Annotated in this window: 16 protein-coding genes; 6 read left to right on the top strand and 10 right to left on the bottom strand. The window is 36.1% G+C overall.

Features of this window, described 5'->3' with window-relative positions:
• Positions 1–43: 43 nt before the first annotated feature.
• From porV to BXY64_RS04300, 3 genes are all read left to right on the top strand, one after another.
• The gene (gene porV, locus BXY64_RS04310) at positions 44–1,219 is read left to right on the top strand and encodes a type IX secretion system outer membrane channel protein PorV (RefSeq protein WP_120238702.1); all 1,176 of its coding nucleotides are present in this window, start codon (positions 44–46) and stop codon (positions 1,217–1,219) included.
• On the top strand, positions 1,219–1,695 hold the full coding sequence (gene ispF / locus BXY64_RS04305; RefSeq protein ID WP_120238701.1) for a 2-C-methyl-D-erythritol 2,4-cyclodiphosphate synthase: 477 nt from the start codon (positions 1,219–1,221) through the stop codon (positions 1,693–1,695). The genes porV and ispF overlap by 1 nt, the downstream gene beginning before the upstream one ends.
• Positions 1,696–1,818: 123 nt before the next feature.
• Positions 1,819–2,187: a CoA-binding protein gene (locus BXY64_RS04300; RefSeq protein WP_120239750.1), complete on the top strand. Its 369-nt coding sequence runs from the start codon at positions 1,819–1,821 to the stop codon at positions 2,185–2,187.
• A 46-nt stretch (positions 2,188–2,233) separates the two neighbouring features.
• On the opposite strand, the gene BXY64_RS04295 is transcribed toward BXY64_RS04300, so the two are convergent.
• The 5 genes from BXY64_RS04295 to BXY64_RS04275 form a co-directional block, all read right to left on the bottom strand.
• Positions 2,234–2,563 carry a thioredoxin family protein gene (locus BXY64_RS04295; protein ID WP_170150570.1) on the bottom strand — a complete coding sequence of 110 codons (330 nt, stop codon included), beginning with the start codon at positions 2,561–2,563 and terminating at the stop codon, positions 2,234–2,236.
• A 71-nt stretch (positions 2,564–2,634) separates the two neighbouring features.
• The gene (locus BXY64_RS04290) at positions 2,635–3,471 is read right to left on the bottom strand and encodes a zinc ribbon domain-containing protein (protein ID WP_120238699.1); all 837 of its coding nucleotides are present in this window, start codon (positions 3,469–3,471) and stop codon (positions 2,635–2,637) included.
• A 4-nt stretch (positions 3,472–3,475) separates the two neighbouring features.
• Positions 3,476–4,570, bottom strand: a complete 1,095-nt coding sequence (locus BXY64_RS04285) for a Nif3-like dinuclear metal center hexameric protein (protein WP_120238698.1) — start codon at positions 4,568–4,570, stop codon at positions 3,476–3,478.
• A gap of 19 nt (positions 4,571–4,589) precedes the next feature.
• Positions 4,590–4,925 carry a MerR family transcriptional regulator gene (locus BXY64_RS04280; protein ID WP_120238697.1) on the bottom strand — a complete coding sequence of 112 codons (336 nt, stop codon included), beginning with the start codon at positions 4,923–4,925 and terminating at the stop codon, positions 4,590–4,592.
• A 149-nt stretch (positions 4,926–5,074) separates the two neighbouring features.
• Positions 5,075–6,043 carry a M23 family metallopeptidase gene (locus BXY64_RS04275; protein ID WP_120238696.1) on the bottom strand — a complete coding sequence of 323 codons (969 nt, stop codon included), beginning with the start codon at positions 6,041–6,043 and terminating at the stop codon, positions 5,075–5,077.
• Between the two features lie 131 nt (positions 6,044–6,174).
• Here BXY64_RS04275 and alaS point away from each other — a divergent pair, with 131 nt between their 5' ends.
• Positions 6,175–8,808, top strand: coding sequence for an alanine--tRNA ligase (alaS, locus tag BXY64_RS04270; protein ID WP_120238695.1), 2,634 nt, complete (start codon positions 6,175–6,177; stop codon positions 8,806–8,808).
• A 274-nt stretch (positions 8,809–9,082) separates the two neighbouring features.
• Positions 9,083–9,433 carry a DUF5684 domain-containing protein gene (locus BXY64_RS04265; RefSeq protein WP_120238694.1) on the top strand — a complete coding sequence of 117 codons (351 nt, stop codon included), beginning with the start codon at positions 9,083–9,085 and terminating at the stop codon, positions 9,431–9,433.
• 160 nt (positions 9,434–9,593) lie between these two features.
• On the opposite strand, the gene ccsA (BXY64_RS04260) is transcribed toward BXY64_RS04265, so the two are convergent.
• The 5 genes from ccsA (BXY64_RS04260) to BXY64_RS04240 all read right to left on the bottom strand — a co-directional run bounded on the left by ccsA (BXY64_RS04260) (position 9,594) and on the right by BXY64_RS04240 (position 15,317).
• On the bottom strand, positions 9,594–10,379 hold the full coding sequence (gene ccsA / locus BXY64_RS04260) for a cytochrome c biogenesis protein CcsA (protein ID WP_211334400.1): 786 nt from the start codon (positions 10,377–10,379) through the stop codon (positions 9,594–9,596).
• A gap of 71 nt (positions 10,380–10,450) precedes the next feature.
• Positions 10,451–11,692, bottom strand: a complete 1,242-nt coding sequence (locus BXY64_RS04255; RefSeq protein ID WP_120238693.1) for a cytochrome c biogenesis protein ResB — start codon at positions 11,690–11,692, stop codon at positions 10,451–10,453.
• Between the two features lie 186 nt (positions 11,693–11,878).
• Positions 11,879–13,390 carry an ammonia-forming cytochrome c nitrite reductase gene (gene nrfA, locus BXY64_RS04250; protein WP_120238692.1) on the bottom strand — a complete coding sequence of 504 codons (1,512 nt, stop codon included), beginning with the start codon at positions 13,388–13,390 and terminating at the stop codon, positions 11,879–11,881.
• Between the two features lie 19 nt (positions 13,391–13,409).
• On the bottom strand, positions 13,410–14,009 hold the full coding sequence (nrfH, locus tag BXY64_RS04245) for a cytochrome c nitrite reductase small subunit (RefSeq protein ID WP_120238691.1): 600 nt from the start codon (positions 14,007–14,009) through the stop codon (positions 13,410–13,412).
• Between the two features lie 30 nt (positions 14,010–14,039).
• Complete coding sequence (locus BXY64_RS04240; protein WP_120238690.1) at positions 14,040–15,317, bottom strand: alginate export family protein; 1,278 nt, start codon at positions 15,315–15,317, stop codon at positions 14,040–14,042.
• Positions 15,318–15,812: 495 nt separating this feature from the next.
• Here BXY64_RS04240 and ccsA (BXY64_RS04235) point away from each other — a divergent pair, with 495 nt between their 5' ends.
• Positions 15,813–18,878 (top strand): cytochrome c biogenesis protein, encoded by a 3,066-nt coding sequence (gene ccsA, locus BXY64_RS04235; protein ID WP_120238689.1) that lies wholly within the window; start codon positions 15,813–15,815, stop codon positions 18,876–18,878.
• Positions 18,879–18,892: the final 14 nt, after the last annotated feature.

The raw sequence follows: 18,892 nt of genomic DNA, 5'->3' as shown, positions 1-18,892 counted from the left end.
TAGTTATTTGAAGTATATTTGTATTTTACTACACATTAATATTATGACTAAAAAACTAACTCTAATCACAAGTTTACTGTGCCTACTGCTTTTTACAGGCATTAACAAAACTTCTGCCCAGACTTCAACTTCTGGTGCAAACTACATTTCTACTGCTGTTTCTTTTTTAACAATTACGCCAAACTCAAGAGCAGGTGCAATGGGTGATGCAGGTGTTGCAACATCTCCTGATGTTAATTCAATGCATTGGAATCCTGCAAAATTTGCCATGATTGATGGAAATTATGGTGTTTCAGCATCGTATACTCCTTGGTTACGAGATTTGGTTGATGATATGAGCATATCATACCTTACCGGATATTACCGATTAGATAAGAATCAAGTTATTGGAGCATCGCTTCGCTACTTCTCTTTAGGTGAAATTGCTTTTTTAGAAAGAGCTGAAGACATTCCTGTTGCACAAAACCCAAACGAGTGGGCATTTGATATTGCATACTCAAGAAGATTAAGCGATGAGTTTTCAGGAGGTATTGCTTTCAGATACATAAGATCTGATTTAACCCAATCACAGTATGTAGCTGGTGTAGAAACTCAAGCAGGAAATGCTTTTGCAGCTGATGTTTCTATTTATTATCAGCATGAGTTCAGAAGAAATAGAAGAGACATGGTGTGGTCTTGGGGGCTAAACGTCTCAAACATTGGCTCAAAAATCAGCTATACCAACGATGATGAAAAGGAATTTATTCCTACCAATTTGAAGTTGGGTACTGCATTAAAAATGGAATTGGACAGATACAATTCACTTACCATTGCTGCTGACATGAACAAACTTTTGGTTCCAACACCAAATAGTGGATCATTAAATGAAGATGACAATGGTGGTGTTATTGTTGGAAGCGAAACCTCAGACAAGTCAGTTGTAAGTGGTATTTTTAGCTCTTTTTCTGACGCACCTGGCGGAATGAGTGAAGAGTTTAAGGAAATTGCATGGTCACTTGGACTTGAATATTGGTACCAAGAACAATTTGCACTAAGAGGTGGATACTACTACGAACATGAAGATAAAGGAAATCGCAAGTATTTTACTGCTGGTTTAGGAGTAAAATTAAACATGTTTGATCTTGATTTTTCTTACCTAATTCCAACAACTCAAAACAACCCCCTTAAAAATACTTTAAGATTTTCCTTAACGGCTAATCTTGATAAAATTATAAAATAATGAAGATTAGAGTTGGATTTGGCTACGATGTGCATCAATTAGCTGAAGGAGAAGAGTTTTGGTTGGGAGGAATTAAAATTGAGCACAACAAAGGATGTGTAGCTCATTCTGATGGTGATGTTTTGATTCATGCAATATGCGACGCTCTTTTAGGAGCTGCTAACATGAGAGATATTGGTTATCATTTTCCAGATACTTCGAATGATTTTAAAGGAATTGATAGTAAAATATTACTCAAAAAAACTGTTGAAATCATTGCTGAGAAAGGTTATTCAATAGGAAATATCGACTCAACAATTGCATTACAAAAACCCAAAATCAAAGCTTTAATTCCTAAAATGCAGGAAACACTTTCAAAAGTTATGGGAATTGATTTAGATGATTTAGCGATCAAAGCTACAACAACCGAAAAACTTGGTTTTGTGGGAAAACAGGAAGGCATATCAGCCTATGCAACTGTTTTAATAGAAAAATAGTACTCTAAATATTATTTCTAAAGCCTTTTACTGTATTGTAAAAGGCTTTTTTATTTTCCTATTCGCAAAATGTATCAGCTATTTCACTATATTTATCACATATAGATATCTAAATATTTCATGATGCAAAATACAGGAAAAACACTCGTAATCGGCGCGAGTACAAATGAAGATCGATACTCAAACAAATGCGTAAAACTTCTTCGTAAACACAATATTGAAACTGTTGCAGTGGGAAACAAGGAAGGAATCATTTCTGGTGTACAAATCCAAACGGGAAAGCCGTGTGAGGCTAAAGTTCAAACAATAGCAATTTATCTTTCACCTAAAAATCTAGAGTCTTTTCACGATTATATTATTGGATTAAAACCAGAAAGAATTCTATTTCCTCCAGGTACTGAGAATCCCGAATTTTACAAAAAAGCAAATGCTCACGGTATAGAAACCGAAGAAGCATGTCCACTAGTGATGTTGAATACGGGAGTATATTAGAACAAGAGATTAAAAGAAATGCCAGTAATTGAGTTACTGGCATTTTTTATTCCTGGAAAAACATCTTATAATATCGATTTAAAGAGTCATAGACCTCATCCAATCCAATCGCTCTGCTTCTTTTTAAAACTTCCTGTCCATCCATAAAAACAAGTAGGGAAGGGTTTGTATACAAACCTTCCTGGGCAGCAATATCTGGCTGCATTGCAGTATTTACATGATATGCTTTTAATTTGTCAAAATTATTCTGAAACAATTCCTCTAATTTAGGCTTTAATACCTCGCAAACACCACAATTGGGAGCTGAAAAATAAATATAAAACGATTCTCGCTTATCCTTCAAGCTCTGCAATTCTTTATAATCTGATATATTCATATTGTAATATGGCATAATAAAAAACGGTTACCTCCGTAAAGATAACCGTTTCTATATTTTTCAAAATCGTACTATTCTTTTTTACGAGTTCTTCTTTTAGGCTTAGCAGCAGCTGCAGCTTTATCAGCTTCCTCAAGACTGTGATCGTAATCGCAAATGTAACGGTCAACCAAAATACGTCCGCAATATTCACAAACGATAATCTTTTTACGAGAACGGATGTCCATTTGGCGCTGTGGTGGAATCTTGTTAAAACAACCTCCACATGCATCACGCTCAACAGTTACAACTGCTAATCCGTTTCTTGCGTTCGAGCGAATTCTTGAATATGCTGTTAAAAGTCTCTCCTCAATTTTAGTTTTGAAAGATTCAGACTTATCCATCAACTTTTCTTCCTCTTTTTGAGTTTCAGAAACGATCTCATCCAACTCGCCTTTTTTAGATTCCAAATCAGCTTTCTTCTCAGCAAAAATAGCTTCTGAATTTTCGATTAAAGCTTTTTTGTTCCCCATTTCCGCAGTAAACTCCTTGATACGCTTTTCGCACAGTTCAATTTCCAGGTTTTGAAATTCGATTTCCTTAGAAATAGAATCAAACTCACGGTTATTGCGAACATTCATCTGCTGAGCTTCGTACTTTTTAATTAACAAACCAGCTTCTTTAATCTCTTGCTTTTTCTTAGCAATCGTATCGACAAGTTCTTTTACCTCGTTATTTAGATTTTCGATTCTGGTATCAAGTCCGGCAATCTCATCTTCCAAGTCCTGCACTTCCAAAGGAAGCTCCCCTCTTAGCGTTCTAATTTGGTCTACCTCAGAATCAACAGATTGCATTTCGTACAATGTACGTAATTTTTCTTCAACTGAAATATCCTTAAAATCTGAAGCTTTTGGATCTTGTGTTGTCATATGTTTACAAATAATTTATTGGATTCGAATTTATCTCAGAAATATGAACCGCAAAGTTAGGTAATTTTTTTGTAACTATCTCATAAAAAATATCCCGAGTAAATTGTTCACTTTCATAATGTCCAATATCGGCAATTATTAATTTGTTCTCAGCATCAAAAAACTCGTGATATTTAAAGTCTCCGGTAATAAATATATCGGCTTTAGCTGATATGGCATTTCTCAATAAAAAACTTCCACTTCCACCACAAACAGCTACTTTTTTTATATTTCCCTTGTTTATATTAGTATACTTAATACATCCACAACCGAATATTTCTTTAATTCTTTTCAAAAAATCGATCGTGTCTTCTTCACTTTCCAACTCTCCTATCATACCTAATCCCACTTGTGGATTGTTATTGTCTAAAGAGTAAACATCATAGGCAACCTCTTCATAAGGGTGAGCATTTAGCATTGCTCCTACTACTTTTCCTTTTAAATGCTTAGGAAAAATGGTTTCAACCCTCACTTCTTTCTCAAAATGTAGCTTCCCTTTTTCTCCTACAAACGGATTTGTTTCTTCTCCACCTCGAAAAGTTCCCTCTCCTTCCACATTAAAACTGCACGAATCGTAATTACCAATGCTTCCTCCTCCAGCACTAAAAAGAGCTTCTCTCACCTTTTGTGCATGATCATTAGGAACAAAAGTTACTAATTTCTTAAGGTCACCTCCAATTGGAGATAAGACCTTCTTGTTTTGCAAACCTATTAAATCACAAATTCTCTCGCTAACTCCACCACGAACAGAATCGATATTGGTATGTGCTGCATAAATGGCAATGTTATTCTTAATTGCCATCATTACAGTTCGCTCAACATAGTTCGATCCATTAAATCTTTTTAGACCTTTAAATACAATCGGGTGGTGAGCAATAATTAGATTTGCTCCTTTTTGAATTGCCTCTTCAATAACACTTTCAATTACATCAAGACAGATTAAAATGCCACTAACCTCTTGATGGTATTCTCCAACAATAAGTCCGGCATTATCATACGATTCCTGATAAGATAATGGCGCAACCTCTTCTATAGACGAAATAATATCCCGTACTTTCAATTCTAATAAGTTTTAATGATTATAATGCATCTTTGATTTCCAACAACAAATCTTTGATCTCTTGCAAGCGCGAAACAACAATAAAATTATTCTCTGTATCCTCTTTGTTCTCTTTGAGTTTTTGCTTAGCTCCTTTCAGAGTCATTCCTCGTTCTTTTACCAAGTGGAAAATCAAATGAAAATTTTCAATATCGCCCTGAGTGAAAAAACGATTCCCTTTCTTATTTTTCTTTGGCTTAATAACATCAAATTCCTTTTCCCAATATCTGATTAAGGAGGTATTTACCTTAAACATATCAGCAACTTCACCAATTGAATAATAAAGCTTTTCTATTTTCTTCTCTTTGTAAGGCACGTCGATTAATTTTAAATCTTACCCCTTCTTTTAATAAGGGCAAAGCTAAGCACATGGGAATAAATTATTAACTAAAGTAATAAATAAAATGGCACGGAATAAATTTTTCCGTGCCACTTTTTATGTTCTTATTATTTTTATCGGTAGAATTAATCCATTGTTTGACCAGTGTTTTCAGCATATGCAACCATTTGGTCGTATTCCTCTGCTGTAATGTCATTAAAATAGTAGTTAATCGGATTTAATGTTTTTCGTCCCTTTCTTACTTCATAATGCAGGTGAGGTCCTGTTGAAATACCTGTATTTCCAAGTTCTCCTATAATTTCTCCACGCTTTACCTTTTGTCCTCTTCTTACCCTGTAACTATCCAAGTGAGCATAAATGGTTGTATAGCCATAACCATGATCAATCACGATTTTCTTACCATATCCTCTCTCTTTCCTAACTGTTTTTACAACTCCATCACCAGTTGCATAAATTGGAGTTCCAATCTTTCCTGTAAAGTCCATTCCATCATGAAACTTACGAGTTTTATAAATTGGATGAATTCTCCAGCCATAACCTGCAGAAATACGTCCAAAATCCTTTATTGCAAGTGGCATAATTGCAGGAATTGCAGAAAGCATTTTAAACTTGTTCCTTACCATTTCTTCAACATCATCGTAAGATTTGGTTTGTACATACAATGATTTTGCAACCTGATCTAACTTTTTAGTAGTGGAAATTACAAGCTCAGCATTGTCCATACTCTCTAAATGCTTGTAACGATTTACTCCTCCAAAACCCGCTTTACGGATGTTTGAATGAATCGGTTCTGCTTCAAAAATAACACGGTAGATATTATCATCTCTTTGCTCTAAATCACTCAGAACGGTTTGAACCTGTTGAAGTTTTGTATTTAATAAACTGTATTGATTTATTAATCTTTGGTTTTCTCTTTCCAATGATCTTTCCTTGGGTGAACCGAAGAAATAGAACAATACTACAACCATAAAAATAGCTAGTACTGAACTGGAAGCCATATGCTTAAGAACATTGACTAAGCGTGTCTTAAAATTAATTTCCACCTTTTCGTAGCTAACAGACTCAGGGTTAAACTGATACTTTGTTTTCGCCATCTAATACTTTTAGGTTAATTTTTGCAGAAAAAGTCTAAATTTTTGCTCATTTAAGTCAACAAAATTAAGGAATTAATCTAACTTTGCAAGCTAAGTAACGAAATCTCATCTATTTAAAACATAATAGACTCATGAATTCAAGCGAAATCAGACAAGCATTTTTGGATTTTTTTAATTCAAAGCAACATAAAATCGTTTCATCGGCACCGATGGTAATTAAAGATGATCCTACATTGATGTTTACCAATGCAGGTATGAATCAGTTTAAGGATATCTTTCTTGGTAACTCACCAGTAAAATATAACAGAATTTCCAACTCTCAGAAATGTCTTCGTGTTTCAGGAAAACACAACGACCTTGAAGAAGTAGGGCACGACACATATCACCACACCATGTTCGAGATGTTGGGTAACTGGTCGTTTGGTGACTACTTTAAAAAAGAAGCTATTGATTGGGCATGGGAACTTTTAACTGAAGTTTATAAACTGCCAACAGATCGTTTATATGCCTCTGTATTTGAAGGTAGTGCTGACGATAAGTTAGACCGTGATGATGAAGCTGCAGGATATTGGATGAAATACCTTCCTGAAGATCATATTATTAACGGTAATAAAAAAGATAACTTCTGGGAAATGGGAGATCAAGGTCCATGTGGTCCTTGTTCCGAAATTCACATCGACTTAAGAAGTGATGAAGAGAGAAAAATTACTTCAGGTAGAGATCTTGTAAATATGGATCACCCGCAAGTAATCGAAATTTGGAACCTTGTATTTATGCAATTCAACCGTAAGGCTGACGGTTCTTTAGAAGCTCTTCCACACCAGCATGTTGATACAGGAATGGGATTTGAACGTTTGTGTATGGCAATGCAAGAAAAAACTTCGAATTACGATACTGATGTTTTCCAACCAATTATTCAGACCATTGCTAAAATGGGTGGCAAGGAGTATGGTAAAGATGAAGAAATTGATATTGCACTTCGTGTTATTGCTGACCATATCAGAACCATTGCTTTTGCGATTACAGACGGACAATTGCCATCGAACAATAAGGCTGGATATGTAATTCGCCGAATTCTTCGCAGAGCAGTTCGTTATGGATATACCTTCCTTGGATTCAAAGATCCATTCATGTATGGTTTGATTCCAGTATTAATTGAAGTGATGGGACAACACTTCCCTGAGTTGGTAAAACAGCAGACTTTAATTGAAAAAGTAGTTAAAGAAGAAGAAAATTCATTCTTGAGAACACTTGAGAATGGTATTAGATTGTTAGATCAAATTATTGAAAAAACAAAAGCTGACGACTTTAAAGTTGTTCCTGGTAAGTTGGCTTTTGAATTATATGATACTTACGGATTCCCATTAGATTTGACCGAGTTGATTTTGAAAGAACAAGATTTGGTTGTGAATCGCAAAGAGTTCAACACTGAAATGGAAGCTCAGAAAAACAGATCTCGCTCTGCAACTTCGATTGATACTGGAGATTGGGTGGAACTTTTAAAAGATGATGTTGAGGAATTTGTTGGTTACGATTACCTAAGCACAGATGTAAGAATTACTCGTTACAGAAAAATTACAAGTAAAGGAAAAGATTCTTACCAAATGGTATTCAACATCACTCCATTCTATGGCGAAAGTGGTGGGCAGGTTGGAGATACTGGTTACATTGAAGCAAATGGCCAGAAAGTTTCCATTATCGATACCAAGAAAGAACATGGTTTGATTGTTCATTTTGCAAAAGAATTGCCTACCGATCCAACTGCAACTTTTAAAGCAGTGGTAAGTGGTAGCAAAAGAAATCTTACTGCAAACAACCACACTGCAACTCACTTAATGCATCATGCATTACGTGAAATTTTAGGCGATCACGTTGAGCAGAAAGGTTCTTTGGTAAATCCTGATCACTTGCGTTTCGACTTCTCACACTTCCAAAAAGTAACTGATGAAGAAATTGCTAAAGTTGAAGCAATTGTAAACAAGAAAATCAGAGAAAACATTGCTATTGAAATCAAGAACCACATCCCAATGGCTGAAGCTGTAAATATGGGAGCTATGGCTTTATTTGGTGAAAAATATGGCGATTTGGTTCGAGTAGTAAAATTCAACGATTCTGTTGAGCTATGTGGTGGTACTCACGTTGAAGCAACAGGTCAGATTGGCTTATTCAAGATTATTTCAGAAGGAGCTATCTCTGCTGGTGTTAGAAGAATTGAAGCAATTACTGCTGACAAAGCAGAACAATACATTAATGACAAATTGAATACGCTGCGAAATATTGAAAAAGTATTTAAATCAAGCCAAAACCTACTTAAAAACATTGAAGACCTGATGTCTGAGAATTCAGGTTTAAAAAAGGATTTGGATGGCTTTATGAAGGATCGCTTAAAGGTAATGAAGAATGATCTTAAAGGAAATATTTCTGTAACCAAAGATGTAAATTTCATTACTGAACCACTAACTGTTGGAAGTGCTGCTGATTTAAAAGACATCGCTTTCCAATTAAAAGGTGAAGTTGATAATTTGGTATTCATTACAGGTGCCGATTTGGGTGGTAAAGCAAACCTAACCATCATGTTCTCTGATAACCTTGTGAAAGAATATGACTTACATGCAGGAAATATTGTTCGCGAAGCTGCCAAGGAAATTAAAGGTGGTGGTGGTGGACAACCATTCTTTGCATCGGCTGGTGGTAAAGATCCTAAAGGATTACAACAAGCCATTGAAACTGCCAAGAAAATGGTACTTCACAAAATTGAAGGATAAATTTAGCTGTTAGTAATCTGCTTTCAGCTACAAGCATAAAAAACGCCGGTTCTTTTGAATCGGCGTTTTTATTTACTAAACAATTCTTTCTTAGTATAGAAATAACTAAACATCAATAAATACAACATTTCTTCTAAAAACAACTAAAAAAATAAACAAGCATAATAATTTAAATTGTTACTTTCGCGCCTGCAAATTTCAAATGGAGTCCAGAAACCATAAACGGGGCGCATCCGAAAAGCCATACGAGTAGGAGAATAATAGAATTAAAAGAATGACAATAGGATTACTTTTTTATTTAGGTTTGATTGTATTAATGATTGTATCAGCATGGAAAACCTATGAAAAGGCAAACCAACCTGGTTGGGCCTGCATTATTCCAATTTACAGTACAATAGTATGGCTAAGAATCATTGGAAAACCATGGTGGTGGTTATTGCTATTGATTTTTATTCCAATTGTGAATATTATAATTGCCATAAGAATGGTCCATCTTTTATCTAAAAGTTTTGGGAAAGGCACAGGCTTTACCTTTGGGTTAATTTTCCTACCATTTATTTTCTATCCAATCCTAGGATTAGGAGATGCAACTTACCAAGGTCCTGCAGGTATTAAACAAGAATAAACAATCTATTTATAATACAAAACGCCAGTTCTTTCGAACTGGCATTTTTATATCTAGTACAATCTCTAATACAATTTTACTTTCATACTCATCTTCGTGGCCCCTTCCCACTAGTAGCTATACTAGTCTCCCAGCAAGCAATGGTCGCCAATTATTAACTTTAAGGTTGCATGCTATAGGTATGCACGCTAAATTGTGCTGATGGCAAATAGTTAACACCAAACCAGCACACAAGAAGTATTACAAATGCCAGTGCTAAAATCCACAAAGCCGAAACATACTTTCCTGGCTTCTGATATCGACGATGGATGTATACCAAATATCCCATCCAAGTGATGAATGCCCAGGTTTCTTTTGGATCCCAGGTCCAATAATGCCCCCAAGCTTCTTTGGCCCACAAGGCTCCAAACAAAAGACCGAAAGTTAGGAATGCAAACCCAAGGTATACTAAATTATCAGCCACTTGCATGTATTTGGCTTCGAATTTTTCTCTCTTTACTTGGTACAATCCATAAACTGCAACCAATGTAGATGCGGCCAAAAATGCATAGGAAATGATGTACACAACTACATGCGGAACGAACCATGGACTTTGTAAGGCTGGCATTAATGTCTTCGAGAAATTCTCGGGATGCAAGTAATTAATAAACAAAAACAGAAGCGACATAAACAGGCAATAGTAAAGCATCCAAAGGTATCGCCAACGGAAGTAGGTAATCAAACCTATTATCGATATAAACAATGAATACCACAATCGTGTTTCTCCTAGAGTTCTTAGAGGAGGTCGCTCCAAACTGGTCCATAAAAAACCTATATAAACTGCCATACTAAGAATTCCTATTAGCACCAATAAATTCCTGATAATATCTTTTTTAGGAATGAATGCCGATAATATCCAACTTGCAGAACTTACACCCGCTGCCATTAAAAAATAGTTCCAAATCATATTTTTTTAGTTAGCAGTTAACAGTTAGCAGTAATCAACAAACACAATTATTACTGGTAACTGATCACTGTTCATTGTTCACTGTTAATTGTTACTTTATTTCCTCTCCAAAACATATAAATGGCTCCAATCATCATCATGAAAATACCGATATACACATAAATCTGCCAAGGATCTTTTACAACTTCTACTACACTAAGACTTGAGTATTTCCCCATTTTCTCATCGTAGCTCAATTGGTATATTTTCCACCCATTCACACTTTGTGGTTTGTTTACTTCAAGAACTTTATCTTCCTTTTTGCCATCAGGAGTATATATGGTAACCTCTGATGAAAACTTCTTTGGTTCCGGTACTGTCATCAACAATGAATAATTATCATTCAATTTAAGAGATTCATGTGGTCGATTAAAACTGCCACAAGAAATCCAACCAGTAAGAGCTTCCGCTGAGTTTGTGCTAACACTTACTTTAGCTGCAGGAGCAGCACCAAAATCATGTAATGGATGATACTTATCTCCTGCCCTTCCCGATAAAGGTAAAAACTCACCTATTGTAACCGACCAATTGTGCAATTGAGCAGTCAAATCTTTTTCGATCATGATCATAGATGGTTTGCTTGGCTCATAAAGTTTTCCCGTTTCGTTTTCAACAACTGCCAACTTCGGATTAAATTCGTCGACAATAAAATCGTTTAGTTTAATGGCAAGTGGCAATTCGTAATAATTCCCTTTATCGTCATACGCTTTCCATTCGGTTTTATTCTCATGTAAATCCATTTTTAAGCGCATTAAATCTCCAGAACCTAAACCCGCAGCAAATATGGTAATCCACAATCCCAAATGACTGCAAACAAACCCCCAGTTCTTCCATTTAAATGGAAAACTTTTTCGAATAATAACGAATGCCAATATTACCAGTAAGTAAAAGTTGATAAATAAAAACGGCCAGGAAGTGGTAAGCTGATTTAAGCTCAATTTTGTTATCAGGTTTTTGTCTTGCATTGGCACCTGCGGAGTAACTCCCATAATAATAACCAATAGCGTTAACATACTTATTGCACCAATAGATGCTGGTATTCCTGAAAGAAACAGGTATAGTTTTGATTTCTTTAATAATCCATAAAACACCAGGAGTAGCGTTAAAAAAACTCCTCCTAAAATTAAATTCATAGGATACCTGATGGATGTTCCTGAATTAGATTGTATGGTAAATTCCAATAGGAATCCAATTAGCAATAATCCGAATGCAATTAAAAAACTTTCAGCATATCCCCACGGGTTTTGCCATAGTGGTTTAGTGGTCTTACTCATATCTCAATATTTAAACAAGATTTGTTAAGATCGTAACATTTTTTAGAATTTCGTATCATTTTATAGAACAAATAAGCCCTAAAGTGCTTATATAGAATCGACATTTCCCATATGGGTAAATATTATTCTAAAAAATATGCCGCCCATGAAGGACGGCATAGAACCTATTACTTTAACTGTAAATCATTACATTTTCACCTGATAAGTGGCTTCGCGTTCTTTCGCTTTCTTATCCCACTCAGGAACTAAGTTCTTCTTGAATGTTTCTTTCTCTTTATTCAATTTATCCATTGGTAAACCAATAAACTCCTGAGCTTTCGCCTTAGTAGTAATATCTGGATAAGGAACTTCACCTGTAAATCCATACTTGTGGAATACTCTAACCAATGCAATACGAGCTTCTTGAACACGCTCCACACCAGTTGTAATAATACGACCTATTTCAGTTGGAGCATGGAATGAACCACCATGAGAAGCAGCTGCATAATCCCAACGCCATTGTGCGTGACGAATACCCATTAATATAGGCTTCATTTCTTCTTCTGTTGCACCTAAATCCCATGCTTTCTTAGCTTCTACGTGAGCACGTACCAACAACTCTTCCAGTTTGTCTCTATTGTGAATAATCTGATCCTGACGAGTGTAAACATTCTGAATCAACTTATCAGTTTCCTCACGGTGACAAACCTGACATGAGTTGGCAACGTTGTTCAAAGGCGATTGGATATGGTGATCGGTAAATTTCTGTCCCCCTTCTGATTTATATGGCATGTGACAGTCAGCACAAGAAACACCACGGTCGGCGTGAATACCTTTTAAGTATACTTCGTATCCTGGATGCTGAGCTTTCAACATTGGAGCCTTACTTAAAGCATGAGTCCAATCTTTAAATTCCATTTCATCGTAGTACTCTTCCATTTCTTCAACACCCATACCTTTATCCCATGGCAATTGAACAAATGCAGATCCTTTAACACGATTCTTGTTAAAGTAATACTCAACGTGACACTGAGCACATACCAAAGAACGCATTTCCTGGTGAGTAGCATCATTGATATCCTTACCCATACGTTCGAATGCTTCGATCAAATAAGGACGAGAAATTCTTAAATTCATAGTCTCTGAATCATGACAGTCTGCACAACCAATTGGGTTAACCACTTCATGTCCTTTCGAAGACCATTTTCCTGCGTAATATTCAGCAACTCCTATTTCATTCATCAAACGAGGTACATCCGGAGATTTACAAGTCCAACAAGTAGATGGCATAGGACCTGTTTTATCATCAACAGGACCACCTGTTCTTAATGTATTTCTTAAATCTTCTACAGCATAGTAGTGACCGCGACCTTGATTATAGTCTTTTGCAAAACCATAACCAGCCCAAAGAACAACTAAACGAGGATCAACCTCTAACATATCAATCATAGCACCACCATTATACTTACTGCGGAAAGTAGTATCAGCTGTGTTATAATATGATTCAAATTCTCTTGGGAAATTTTCACCCCAAACTTCATTTCTTGGTTCCCACTGACCGTGCTCAACTTGAGGAGTATAGGCATAAACAGATTCTGCCCTTCTTTCCATGATAGATGAAGCTAACAATCCAAGTAGGAATACAACAACCAAAGTTACCAGGAAGATCAACCATCCCAACATTGGTTTTTTGCCTACAGATTCTTGTATTGGTTTCATAGTATATTTAGTTTAAGTTTTATTCGTTTTCTAATTCAGTTTCTTTCATGTATTCTTTTAACCAGTCAGGCACCGGACTTTCAGGAAGCGGAACTCGGGCGTTTGGAACACTAGATAAACTGTTCACTCTTCCATGCGGTACTTCTCGGTGACATTCCCAACAAACTCTATCCTGAGTATTGTGGGCATGGTTTGGCACTTTAGCTACCAGTTTCGGATCAGTCAGTTGTTGACTGTGACAACGGACGCAGTTGTTGTGAACTACTTCCTTACCCTCATCAAGTATAAAAATTACCTCTGGTTCCATTCTCAACGCGAACATACTTGCATGGCGCAAGCCGTCTTTGGCTTTAAAAAAGTACTTGTTAAATACGTTGTTGTGCGGAACGTGGCAATCGTTACACGTGGCAACTTCCCTATGCGAGCTATGATTCCAGGTAGCATACTGTGGAGCCATAACATGGCAGTTTACGCAAGTCTCAGGCGAGTCGGACAAATAAGATGCTGCTTTAGAAAGATAAAGCACATAGCAGCCTAGTCCAAAGAATATCCCAAGCAGTACATAAACCGGAAGCTTCCATTTTGGAGGTGGTGTTAAAAATTTTAATAATCTTACCATTAGCACTAGTTTTAATGTATGGAGTTTTCTTTATTTTTTCAAGAAATTTGGCTTAAACACAAGCATTACCCATCCCCAGTTTTGAGTTTCATCTTTGTCACCACCTTTCAAAGCTTCCATCGAATCCGATGCAAACATGTGTGAGTAACCAGCTTTAACCAAAACACTCTTTGAGTACTTGTATCCTACTGATAAATCAAGCTCAGTTCCTAAGTATTTATCTTGTTTTTCAGGACCTAAATAAAGATCAGCAGCAGTTGAGAACACGTGAATTGCAGTAGCAAATGACCATTGTCCCTTTGAATGATTCAGTCCGCCATAAATATCAGTCAAACCAACATTGCCAGTATGGTTACCAACATAGAAGTAATCCATATGACCATTAAATTTGTGATTTGTACCAAATAACGGAGTAAATGATTTATAATCTTCATCCAACCTAGTTTTTGATGTTGCATCATAGTCAGTACCTGAAAGCATTTCGATACCTACATTACCTTTCCAGTTATCTGCAACAGGAAATTTCATACCTAAATTGAACATGTAAGCTTTCATATCATTCCCCAAAGGATGTTTCCCAGTTTGAGCATATAACGACCCTGTAAAGGATATTTTACCAGGACGGTAATTCATATGTGTTCCAAATGTTTGAACACTCTCACCTTCAAAAGAAATATCATCGCCATCAACAACTGTAATTTCTTGGCCAACATTCATAAACAATAAACTGAAATCAAATTGGTCACTCTTTCTGTTATACCAAGCAAATTCCATATGCTTATATGAACCAATGTAGGAATTTCGAACAGTGGTTTCATTATTATTATTAACAGCAAAACCAACATGGAATTTACCCTTTTCATCAGTTTTAAACTTTAACAATGCCAAGTCGTGACTTCTGGCTTGCTGAGCCCAACCTACATTACCCAAAATTCTAGAGTCATCATATACCAATTCCTGACGACCAACTTTTAAAGAGAAGTTTTCGTTGAAAATGATTTCCCCCCATGCTTCGTGAAGCATTAATTTATTTTTGTCGGATACATTTAATTGAGCAACATCACCCCAAACACGAACATCCTGAACAGAAAGCCCTACTCTGAATTTCTCCTGAGTATAACCTAAATTTAAACGTGTACGCTGTGAAGTAAAAAATGCAGCTTCATCTGAAGAGTTAAAAAGTGATTTTAAACCATGACGATACTCTGTACGTGGTCTGATTTCTCCGGTAAAAGTAAGCTGAGCCATTACTAAAGATGGCACCAGTCCTAGAAAAAGGACTAGAAATAGGCGAAATAGTTTTTTCATAGTTCGGTTAGATTTTAAATTAAAAATCTCTTATTCAATTCAATAATTAAGTGATATTGATACAATACTAATTGAATTATTAATTCATTTCAAGATTAATGGATTATTTAAATTTATTATATTTAAATTTTAATACCTTTTTATCCTTTTCTACTATTGACTTTCAGATGATTTTGATACGAAAAACAAAACACTTTCGCATCTTAATTTATTTTTAATCTAAATAAGATTACTGTTTACACACCACACATTTAATATGTAATACAAAAAAGCACATCATTGCTTAATAAATAACCTATACTCCTCAATAATATCTAACAAGCAACAAGTTACACCTTTATATTGACATAAAAACATATATTTTTCATTAAATCTACCGATATGCATCGATTTTTAATTTATAAAGAAAAGCGTATCTTGAAATCCAATTTACATACACTAACATTCTAAACTAACCAGTAGTACTAGCGTACTTCATAAAATATATTGAATCAGATGAAGAAACTTTTGAATTTTCTATTCTCTATGCAGATGATGGGAGTGCTCATTATCCTGTTTGCATTTTCGATTGGAACAGCAACATTCATAGAAAATGATTTTGGAACTCCAGCAGCTCGAGCAATGGTTTACGACGCTCGCTGGTTCGAGCTTTTACTTTTGTTGCTTACACTTAATTTGATCGCCAATATTTTTACCTACAAGTTATACAAGCAAGAAAAGTGGTCTATTTTCATTTTCCATGCTTCTTTTGTTGTAATAATTGTGGGTTCTGCATTTACCCGATATGTAGGGTTTGAAGGAAACATGCACATTCGAGAAGGTCAATCTACCAACCAAATTACCACAATGGATTCATACATTGATGTGAAATTGGAAAAGAATGGAAAAACATCTGAACTAAGCGAGAAGTTTACCCTATCTTCAGTTAAATCGGATGACTTTAATGAGAGCCTTTCGGTTGATGATAGTGAAGTTGATATCCAGTTAAAAACATTTATACCAAATGCTCAAACTACACTAGTTCAAGATATGAGTGGTACTCCAGTTATAGAAATGGTTGCTGTAGGTAGTGCCGGAATGAATGGAATGCAAAATTTTACTTTGGAGTACAACTCGCATAAAATGGTTGAAAACAACCTATTGGCTTTTGGAAGCAATCCTCATCCAAATGCAATTGTATTTGACTACACGGATAGTTTACGAATGATAAGCCCAATGCCATTAAAGGAGTTGAGTATGATGGGTGGCGATGCCATTCCAATGGCAGCCAAACAATGGCATGTTGTTTCGCCTCGTAAATTATACGATATTGGTGGAACCAAACTTGTAATTAAAAATTTCTATCCTGCAGCAAAATTCAAGTACATTCAAGGACAAGACAAGAATGCCCCTACTCTATTGGTATTCGATATTAAAAATGGAAGTTATCAGAAAGAACTAATTGTAAAAGGCCAAAAAGATTATACTGGCAAAGCAGAAATAACTTCTATTGGAGATGTGAACATTTCCATAGCCTATGGTTCAAAAATTATGGAATTGCCATTCTCCTTAAAACTGAATGATTTCCAATTGGAAAGATATCCTGGTTCTAACAGTCCTTCTTCTTTTGCTAGTGAAGTTACTCTTATCGACGAAACAAAAGGCATTAAAAAAGATTACAGAATTTATATGAACAACATACTAAATCACGAAGGCTACAGATTCTTCCAAGCTTCTTATGATACCGATGAGCTAGGAACTGTTCTTTCTGTAAATCATGACCGCTGGGGAATGACAATTACTTACTTTGGTTACTTCCTGCTAATGCTGGGAATGGCATGGTCATTGGTTAATCCTTACAGCAGATTCAAAATTTTAGGTCGTAAATCACGAAAAGTAAAAGTGATGGCCATTTTAGCTTTTGCTCTAGGTGGAAGCAGTTTAAGTGCAAGTGCACAAGACCTAAATGTGGTTCCTTTGGAGCAAGCTAAGAATTTTGGCGAAGTCATGATTCAGGATAATGGCGGAAGATTTGAACCTGTAAACACTCTTGCCAGTGAAGTGATTCGAAAAGTAACCAAAAAAGGAAAGTTTAAAGGATATCCTGCCGAACAGATCTTCCTAAGTATGATTGTGAATCCACAAGAGTGGCAAACAGTTCAGATGATTAAGGTTGGTAATTCAGAATTGGCTAGAGAGCTTGGCATTAGTGGTAAACATGGCGCTTTCAAGGATTTTGTAAACGAAATGGGCCAATACAAGCTAAGTAAAAAGGTTCAGGATGCTTACTCGAAAAAACCTGCTCACCGTTCCTCTTACGACAAAGAAATTATGGCGGTAGACGAGCGTATCAACATTACCTATATGGTGTTCACAGGGGAATTTTTAAAGATTTTCCCTAACCCTAAGGATAAAATGGGTGCGTGGTACAACCCAACATCAACCGTTACTGCAGCCTCTGAAGACTCCCTGTTCATTAAAAAATCAATAGTTCTGATGAGTCAGGCTTTAAATTCGGGAAATACCAAAACAGCCGACACCTATATTGATGGCATCAAAAAATTTCAGAAGAAGTTCGGTAGTGAAGTATTGCCATCTGAATCGAAACAAAAAGTGGAAATCCTGTACAACAACGTCAATATCTTTAAGCGTTTGTTCCCTTACTATTTAATGATTGGATTCTTCCTAATTATCTTCCTGGTTACGCACATTCTACGTCCTAATTTTCCAATAAAATGGGTAGTAGGAATCGCTATGGTAATTTTAGGGGTTGGATTCTTATTACACACTGCAGGCTTAGCTGCCCGCTGGTACATTGCCGGGCGCGCACCTTGGAGCAATGGTTTCGAAACCATGACTTTTATTGCCTGGGGATGCTTGTTGGCCGGATTCATATTTGCTAAAAAATCGAAGTTGGCTTTGGCTGCAACTGCAGTATTGGCTGGTTTGTTCTTATTTGTAGCTCATTTAAGTTGGATGAATCCAGAAGTAACCAACCTGGTTCCTGTATTAAAATCTTATTGGTTGACCATTCATGTTGCCATTATTACATCGAGTTATGCATTTTTGGCCTTGGCTACAATTTTAGGAATGATAAACCTAACGCTATACATCCTTCAGAATAACAAAAACAAAGATGTTATTGCAGAAAATGTAGTCGATTTGACTCGCATTAGCGAAATGACCATGACCATTGGATTGTATTTCCTTACCATTGGCACTTTCCTTGGCGGAGTATGGGCCAACGAATCGTGGGGTCGATACTGGGGATGGGATCCAAAAGAAACCTGGGCACTGGTTAGCATCTTGGTATATAGCTTTGTATTACACATGCGTTTTATTCCTGGATTAAAATCGGTTTACTCTTTTAATTTGGCTTCGATATGGTCCTACTCAGCTATCCTGATGACTTACTTTGGGGTTAACTATTATCTTGCCGGATTACACTCCTACGCAAAAGGGGATCCGGTGCCAATACCAAGCTGGGTATATTATTCGGTAGCAATACTATTTGCCCTTAGTTTAATAGCATACTTTAATTACAAGAAATACAATTACGAGCCCGAAACCGAAGAGGCTTAAAAAAACAAAAGAGG

This window comes from Marinifilum flexuosum, from assembly GCF_003610555.1.
Taxonomy (GTDB): domain Bacteria; phylum Bacteroidota; class Bacteroidia; order Bacteroidales; family Marinifilaceae; genus Marinifilum; species Marinifilum flexuosum.
This window is presented reverse-complemented; position numbering and strand designations above follow the sequence as displayed.

Excerpts from the sequence above, each read along its gene's own strand:
- ccsA (WP_120238689.1), top strand. The coding sequence starts at position 15,813 with ATGAAGAAACTTTTGAATTTTCTATTCTCTATGCAGATGATGGGAGTG.
- BXY64_RS04265 (WP_120238694.1), top strand. The coding sequence starts at position 9,083 with ATGACAATAGGATTACTTTTTTATTTAGGTTTGATTGTATTAATGATT.
- ispF (WP_120238701.1), top strand. The coding sequence starts at position 1,219 with ATGAAGATTAGAGTTGGATTTGGCTACGATGTGCATCAATTAGCTGAA.
- alaS (WP_120238695.1), top strand. The coding sequence starts at position 6,175 with ATGAATTCAAGCGAAATCAGACAAGCATTTTTGGATTTTTTTAATTCA.
- BXY64_RS04275 (WP_120238696.1), bottom strand. The coding sequence starts at position 6,043 with ATGGCGAAAACAAAGTATCAGTTTAACCCTGAGTCTGTTAGCTACGAA.
- ccsA (WP_211334400.1), bottom strand. The coding sequence starts at position 10,379 with ATGATTTGGAACTATTTTTTAATGGCAGCGGGTGTAAGTTCTGCAAGT.
- nrfA (WP_120238692.1), bottom strand. The coding sequence starts at position 13,390 with ATGAAACCAATACAAGAATCTGTAGGCAAAAAACCAATGTTGGGATGG.
- porV (WP_120238702.1), top strand. The coding sequence starts at position 44 with ATGACTAAAAAACTAACTCTAATCACAAGTTTACTGTGCCTACTGCTT.
- BXY64_RS04240 (WP_120238690.1), bottom strand. The coding sequence starts at position 15,317 with ATGAAAAAACTATTTCGCCTATTTCTAGTCCTTTTTCTAGGACTGGTG.
- BXY64_RS04300 (WP_120239750.1), top strand. The coding sequence starts at position 1,819 with ATGCAAAATACAGGAAAAACACTCGTAATCGGCGCGAGTACAAATGAA.
- nrfH (WP_120238691.1), bottom strand. The coding sequence starts at position 14,009 with ATGGTAAGATTATTAAAATTTTTAACACCACCTCCAAAATGGAAGCTT.
- BXY64_RS04255 (WP_120238693.1), bottom strand. The coding sequence starts at position 11,692 with ATGAGTAAGACCACTAAACCACTATGGCAAAACCCGTGGGGATATGCT.
- BXY64_RS04295 (WP_170150570.1), bottom strand. The coding sequence starts at position 2,563 with ATGAATATATCAGATTATAAAGAATTGCAGAGCTTGAAGGATAAGCGA.
- BXY64_RS04290 (WP_120238699.1), bottom strand. The coding sequence starts at position 3,471 with ATGACAACACAAGATCCAAAAGCTTCAGATTTTAAGGATATTTCAGTT.